This is a genomic window from Actinacidiphila sp. bgisy167, assembly GCF_965342175.1.
In the GTDB taxonomy this organism is placed as follows: domain Bacteria; phylum Actinomycetota; class Actinomycetes; order Streptomycetales; family Streptomycetaceae; genus Actinacidiphila.
Genome location: NZ_CBDRBL010000151.1, coordinates 1 through 6,373 on the forward strand (window position 1 = coordinate 1; position 6,373 = coordinate 6,373).

At 68.5% G+C, this 6,373-nt stretch carries 8 protein-coding genes; 7 read left to right on the forward strand and 1 reads right to left on the reverse strand.

Annotation, left to right across the window (positions count from 1 at the left end; all coding sequences use genetic code 11):
• The 3 genes from ACRWND_RS30025 to ACRWND_RS30035 all read left to right on the forward strand — a co-directional run.
• Positions 1-767, forward strand: a 767-nt coding sequence (locus ACRWND_RS30025; RefSeq protein WP_431954998.1) for an ABC transporter ATP-binding protein, incomplete at its 5' end; no start/stop codon positions are given.
• The gene (locus ACRWND_RS30030; protein ID WP_431955000.1) at positions 764-1,930 is read left to right on the forward strand and encodes an ABC transporter permease; all 1,167 of its coding nucleotides are present in this window, start codon (positions 764-766) and stop codon (positions 1,928-1,930) included. The genes ACRWND_RS30025 and ACRWND_RS30030, both read left to right, overlap by 4 nt.
• An 18-nt stretch (positions 1,931-1,948) precedes the next feature.
• Positions 1,949-3,214, forward strand: a complete 1,266-nt coding sequence (locus ACRWND_RS30035; protein WP_431955002.1) for a cation:proton antiporter — start codon at positions 1,949-1,951, stop codon at positions 3,212-3,214.
• 24 nt (positions 3,215-3,238) lie between these two features.
• Here the strand turns inward: ACRWND_RS30035 and ACRWND_RS30040 are convergent, their stop codons facing one another.
• Entirely contained in the window at positions 3,239-4,231 is a 993-nt protein-coding gene (locus ACRWND_RS30040) for a helix-turn-helix transcriptional regulator (RefSeq protein WP_431955004.1), read from the reverse strand.
• 340 nt (positions 4,232-4,571) lie between these two features.
• Between ACRWND_RS30040 and ACRWND_RS30045 the strand changes: the two genes are divergently transcribed.
• The 4 genes from ACRWND_RS30045 to ACRWND_RS30060 all read left to right on the forward strand — a co-directional run.
• Positions 4,572-4,820 (forward strand): hypothetical protein, encoded by a 249-nt coding sequence (locus tag ACRWND_RS30045; protein WP_431955006.1) that lies wholly within the window; start codon positions 4,572-4,574, stop codon positions 4,818-4,820.
• A gap of 98 nt (positions 4,821-4,918) precedes the next feature.
• On the forward strand, positions 4,919-5,173 hold the full coding sequence (locus ACRWND_RS30050; RefSeq protein ID WP_431955008.1) for a hypothetical protein: 255 nt from the start codon (positions 4,919-4,921) through the stop codon (positions 5,171-5,173).
• 30 nt (positions 5,174-5,203) lie between these two features.
• Entirely contained in the window at positions 5,204-5,572 is a 369-nt protein-coding gene (locus tag ACRWND_RS30055; RefSeq protein ID WP_431955010.1) for a transposase, read from the forward strand.
• A 135-nt stretch (positions 5,573-5,707) separates the two neighbouring features.
• The coding region (locus ACRWND_RS30060) for an IS701 family transposase (RefSeq protein ID WP_431955012.1) at positions 5,708-6,373 on the forward strand (666 nt) is incomplete at its 3' end.

Below are 6,373 nucleotides of genomic sequence, written 5' to 3' on the forward strand. Positions count from 1 at the left end.
GGTGGGCCCATGGCCAACCCCCCCCACTGCCCACCGCCGCCGTCCACTTCGGCTACATGCCAGAAGAGCGCGGCCTCTACCCGAAGATGACCGTCTCCGCCCAGCTGACCTACCTCAGCCGCCTGCACGGCCTTTCCGCCCACGAGGCCCGCCAGGCCATGCTGCGCTGGACCGACCGGCTGCGCATCGCCCAACACCGCGACAGCGCCGTCGACGCGCTCAGCCTGGGCAACCAGCAGCGGGTCCAACTGGCCGCCGCGCTGGTGCACGACCCCGACGTCCTGGTGCTGGACGAACCCTTCTCCGGCCTGGATCCGCTGGCCGTCGACGCCATGAGCGAAGTGCTGCAGGAAAAGGCCGCCGACGGCATCCCCGTGCTCTTCTCCAGCCACCAGCTCGACCTCGTTGAGCGACTGTGCGACCAGGTCGGCATCGTGCGCTCCGGACGGCTCGCCGCTTGCGGCACCCTCGACGAACTACGCGGCAGCGAGCAGGAGGCCCCGCTGGTTCTGCAGGTGGACGGCGCCGAGCCCGACTGGCCCCTGCACACCGAGGCGATCGCCGCCTACAAGGCGCACGAGGACGGCACCGCTCTGATCGTCGAGGCCGCCCCGGGCCATGACGAGAACAGCGTGCTGCGTGCGGCCATGCAGCACGGCATGGTGCGCCGCCTCACCCGCGAACGTCCCACCCTGTCCCAGCTTTTCCGTGACCTGGTGGAGCCGCACGCCTCCACCGCCTCGAGCGAGAGCGAGACGAGCAAGTGAGCACCCCCCGCAACGGCACCTTGGGCGACGTGTGGCTGGTGTACCGCCGCGAGATCGACGCACGGCTGAAGTCCAAGGGCTACTTCATCGGCATGCTCTTCATGGTCATCGCCGTCTTCGGCCTAGTCGCCGGCCTGTACTACGCCAACGCGCCCAAGACTCACACCGTCGCGGTCTGCGGTGCCGCCCAGAGCTCCTTCGGCACGCCGCCCGAGGACATCCGCCTCACCTCTTGCGCCGATGAGCAGACGGCCCGCGACCGCGTCACCGACAAGGACGTGGACGCCGCCGTCACGATCACCGGCTCCCGGGTGAGCGTGCTGACCCGCACGGACACCCCCACCCAGGCCAAGTCCTCCGCGATCACGCTGGCTCAGGTCTGGGCCACCCAGCGCGCCTACGACCGCCAGCAGATCGACACCCAGCAGCTGAACCTTGACGTCGCCGCGGCCGGCCCCACCCTGGTCACCGTGGGCGGCAACGGCCCGAACGGAACCGAGATCGGCGCCGCCATCAGCATGGTCGTCGTCCTGTTCATGCAGATCATCGGCCAGGGATCGCTGGTCGCCCAGGGCGTCGTGGAGGAGAAGAGCACCCGCGTCATCGAGGTCCTCCTGGCCACCCTCAGCCCGCTGCGGCTGATGATGGGCAAGGTCGCCGGCATCGGCACCGCCGCTGTACTGCAGATCGTCGTCCTGGTCGCTGCCGTGGTGGGCGCCCGGTCCATGTTCGGCGACCAGGCCGAAGGCCTTCCCTCCACGGCCGCGCTCATCAGCGCGACCCTGTGGTTCCTCTTGACCTTCACTCTGTTCGCCTACCTCTTCGCCGCCGCCGGCTCGCTGGTCTCCCGCCCCGAGGACCTGCAGGCGGTCCTCATGCCCGTCATGGTCCTGGCCCTGGCACCGGTCGGCATCGCCGCCGCAGCCGCCGGCGACCTCAACGCCGGCTGGGTCGGCATCGTCCAGTACGTGCCGCCCTTCTCCGGGCTGTTGATGCCACTGCAGGCCAGCGTCGGCAACGTCTCCCTCCTCCAGCAGCTCGTCGCCGCCGCCTTGATGGTGGTCGCGACCAGCGCCTGTGTCTGGCTGGCCGCCCGCATCTACGCCAACTCCGTCCTCAAGATCGGCTCCGTGGTGCGTTGGCGCCACGCGCTGGTCGCCTGACCCAGGACAGGTGCACCCATGACCTCTTCCCTGTTCACCTTCGCCCACATCATCGCTGCTCTCCTGCTCACGCTGCTGCTGGCCCACGGCGGACGCCGCGTCGCCCACCGGTTGCGGCAGCCCGACGTCATCGGCGAGATCAGCGCCGGCCTCCTGGCGGGACCGCTCCTGCTGGCTCTGGTCGGGCATAACACCTTCGACTTTCTGCTGCCGGGGCACATCCTCGAAGCACTCAAGCTGCTTGGCCAGGGCGCACTCGCGCTCTACCTGGTCGGCCTGGCGCACCACTTGCGCAGCAGCGCGAGGCGACCCGGCAAGGGAGCCATGGCGTGGGTCGCCATCGGCTCCCTGGTGCCGTCGTTGCTGGCCGGAGCCCTGCTGGCGTGGTGGATCACCGCTTATGCCCATCCGGCAGTGCGGGGCAACGCGCCGCTTGCCGCCTTCGTGTTGATGACCGCTGTCTCCCTGTCCATCAGCGCGGTGCCGGTCATGGCGCGCATCCTTGCCGCCCGGAAGATGCAGGACACCCCCAGCGGTGCCCTGACCATGGCGGCCGCTGTCCTGATCGATTCCGCGGGATGGATTCTGCTCACCCTGGCCTTGTGCCTGAACGCGCGCACCGCGCAGGGGCTCATCCACTGCCTGATAGCACTGGCTCTCGGCGGGGTGTTCATGATCATCCTGCGCGGTGTGCTGCGCTCTCGAGCCGCGCAGTGGCTGCTGCGCCGCCGGCAAGTAATGGTCGTATTCCTGGCCGTTGCCGCCTGCGGCATGGGATACGCCATGGAGCACCTGGGCATGACCTCCATCCTCGGCGCTGCGCTGGTCGGCTTCGCCGTGCCCTCTGGTGCACGGACGCCGTGGGCCCCGGTGGTGGACACCGTGTCGAAGACCGGGCGTTTCCTGGTTCCGGTCTTCTTCGTGGTGACCGGCGTGAGCGTGCTCAGCCGCTCGTACGGAGCCGCCTCCTGGTCACTGCTCCTTCTCACCCTCGCTCTGGGCGTGATCGGCAAGATCCTGGGTGGCTACGCCGGCACCCGGTTGGCGGGCCAGTCCCCCGTGGTGGCGCGCGAGGTGGGGGTGCTGATGAACACCCGCGGTCTGACCGAGCTCATCGTGCTGCAGGCCGGCGTGAGCGCGGGCATCCTGACCGGCCCCATGACGCTGTCCCTGGTGGTCATGGCCCTGGCCACCACCGCGATGACCGGCCCTCTGCTGTCCTACCTGGAGCGTCGGCGCACCGCCGATGACACGCCGCCGGTCACTGTGGCTGCCTTCAGCTAGCGCTCTCCGCTTCCGGGCTGCCCCTTAGATCCAGCCGCGCTCGCGCGCGAGAAGGGCGGCCTGGAAGCGGTTGCTCGCATCCAGGCGGCGCATAAGCGCCGCCACATGCTTGCGATACGTACGCAGCGCGATGCCCACCTCGCGCGCGCCCACCTCGTCCTTGTCCGCGGTGCACAGCGACTGCAGAATCCTTCGTTCCAGCACCGTCACCGAGTCCACCCGCTGGTCGGTGCTCTCCATGCCCTGCGGAGTCAAAGGATCGGCGCTGCGCCACATGCGCTCGAACAACGACACCAGCGCGGCAACCAGCCCGGGTTCGCGGGTCATGATCGCGCCTTTCGCGGTGTGCGCGGGATCCAGCGGCGTCAGGGCCGCAGCCCGGTCACAGATGATCAGGCGCTCGATCGGATCGCGCGCCACCCGGATAGAGGCGCCCATGTCTGACAGTTCCCGCAGGTAAGCCATGGTGGGCGCGTCTTCGCGGGCAGCGTGCCCCACCACGGTGCGCATGCGCACCCCCCGTCGCAGCACCCGCTCGTCTATGGGACGCGCGTGAGCGATGCTCTCCTGGCTCAGCACGCCTCGGGGGTTGGTGGTAAGACTCTCGTTCCAGGTGAAGAACGTCAGCTCGTCGATGGCCGCCCTTACCGCCGTCATGCCCGTCAGCTGCACGGACTGGCCGGCACCCAGGTGATCGTTGAGGGACGAGGCGCGCCGCTCCGCGATCAGGGTGTCGACGATCCCGCTGGTGTGGACCTCGCTCCGCAGGCTCTGTTGGAGCTTCTCGACCGCGGCCGTCACCAGTCCTTCGATGGCCTTGGCCGGCGACAGCGGCGTCAGGACACCGTTGTCAGAGGACTGGGCCAGACCGGACTCGACCAGTTGCTGGCAGATCTCTTCCATAGGCGCTGCCTTGCTGCCGCAGCGGCGGGCCAGCTCCTCGGGAAGAGCGTCACCGGCTTGGAGTAGAGCCCGGTAGGCCTCTTCCACCTCGGTCTCGACACCGAGAAAACGCATATTTGCTTGCATAGCCCCCCCGGTAGGCATTCTTCGCACGCACGCGCAGGCACGTCCGATGCAAGAAACCGAGGTTCCGCAAGACATGCACAACGACAGACTACGTACTCAATTCCTCACTTCAACCTTCACAGCCGATGATCATTCACGCGCTGTTCGTCCTCCCTCGGCGGGTGCAGGCTCCAGAACCTGGCGTTTCAAACTTCATGCAGCATGCGGCACGCCCGCGTGCATCAAGGTGCACGCCCCGCAGCCCCAACATCACCCTCCAGAACGGCAGAGTTCTCGGTGCGGGCCCCACGGGGGAGTCCGAACCGAGTATTCGGCCAGGGGGAGAAAAATGAACCAGTCGCGCCGCCGCAGCACCTGTCGTCCGCGCTCGTACGCCAAGAAGATCGCTCTGTCCGCCCTCACCGCCGTCGCTCTGTGTCTCGCGGGCTCGGGCACGGCGAACGCGGATGATGCCGCACCGCAGTCCGCAGTTGCGAACGGATCCTGCTGCACCGCCCAAATCACCGATGCCGTCGAGACGGTGCAGGACATCCTGGGCGTGGTTCTGGACTCGGCAGACGTGCATGACTGGGGGTGAGCCGTCCGGGGGCTTCTGGGCGCACACCTGCGAGCCGGGCACAATCCGCGGCATCAAAGGCCGACACCACAGACGCCACTTCGAAAGGCAAGGACACCATGACCACTCCCCGACGCTTTCGCATCGAGGCCTCCGAGCACGCACCCTTGGGAGCAGCTCCCGAGACTGCGGCGGTGAGACTGATCGCCCTGCTGCCGCCTCAGTGGAAGGCCTCCATCGTGGAGTGCACGGCACGCGCTGCCGTCATCGCGGTCACCTCGCCGGCTTCCCCGGCCCAGGGGGATGTGGATCAAGTCGTCGAGGAGATCGTGTGCCGTCCGGCCCTCGCCGGCTGGACGATCTGTGCAATATGACGCGACACAAGAACCACGTGGAGACCTACTGTGCCCAGACCGCCCGCGCTGCCACCCGAGGAGAAAGTCACCCTCCTTCTGTCCATCCTGTCCGGAGAGATCACAGCCGCTGAAGCCGCCCGGGAAGCCGGCGTCTCCGCGCAGGCCATAAGCATATGGAAGAAACGCTTCATCGAGGCCGGCAGAACCGGCCTCGAGACCACCCCCGCCGCATCCGCGGCACGGGAACAGGAGCTGATAGAGGAAGTAAACCAGCTCCGCAAAGCGCTCAGCGACTCGTACCTGCAATACCAGGCGATGCGCCAGGCCCTGGGACGGGCCAACGGGCGATCCATACCGAGCCAGTACCGGCCGCAGCGCCTTGCGCCACCTGCGCCACGTCCTCTCGTCACCGGATAATGCACGCCACGCCCTCCCACCCGCCGGGGTGTCGCCGTTCCGTCACGGCAGCTGTAGTTCCGTCGTCCGTGCTGGTCAGCGTCTCGCCGGGGGCTGCTGAGGGCATGAGGACGGCCACCGTGATCATGAACGTTTGTGACGACGATCAAGGACGCGGTGGCCGTGGAGGCCACCACAGCCGAGCAGGCGTGGGCCACGGCGTTCGGGGCGGCGATGGAGGCGATCGCGGACTGCTTCGCGCGACGTGAAGCCCGCGCCACGGCCGCGCAGTTGACCGCTGGGCTGCTGCTGGAAGTGGACACGCGGAACTGCTGGACGCTGGCTCAGGCGCTGGGACATCCCGGACCGCATCGACTGCAGCACCTGCTCTCCCGGGCCCGGTTCGATCACACTGCGGCACGGGACGCCGTCGCCCGCCTGGTATCGGACGAACTCGCGGGCCAGGACGTGGTGTCGGTGGCCGACGAAACGGGGGACGCCAAGTCCTCCAAGGACTGCGTCGGCGCCGGCCACCAGTACTCCGGCGCCCTCGGCGCGGTCGGACTGTGCCAGGTGGCGGTGCATCTGGCGGCGGTCACGCCGACGACGCGGGTGGTCATCGACCGGGCGCTCTACCTCCCGGCGGACTGGGCCGCGGACGAGGAACGCCGCGAGTGGGCCGGGGTGCCCGAGGAGACCGTGTTCGCCACCAAGCCGCAGCAGGCGGTGGTCATGGTCGCCGGCGCGCTCGCGGCCGGCGTGCAGGCACGCTGGTTCGCGGGCGACGAGGTGTACTCCGGGCGGCACCTACGCAGCAACATC

Coding starts and splice junctions, on each gene's coding strand:
- ACRWND_RS30035 (WP_431955002.1), top strand. CDS start 1,949: ATGACCTCTTCCCTGTTCACCTTCGCCCACATCATCGCTGCTCTCCTG.
- ACRWND_RS30040 (WP_431955004.1), bottom strand. CDS start 4,231: ATGCGTTTTCTCGGTGTCGAGACCGAGGTGGAAGAGGCCTACCGGGCT.
- ACRWND_RS30045 (WP_431955006.1), top strand. CDS start 4,572: ATGAACCAGTCGCGCCGCCGCAGCACCTGTCGTCCGCGCTCGTACGCC.
- ACRWND_RS30050 (WP_431955008.1), top strand. CDS start 4,919: ATGACCACTCCCCGACGCTTTCGCATCGAGGCCTCCGAGCACGCACCC.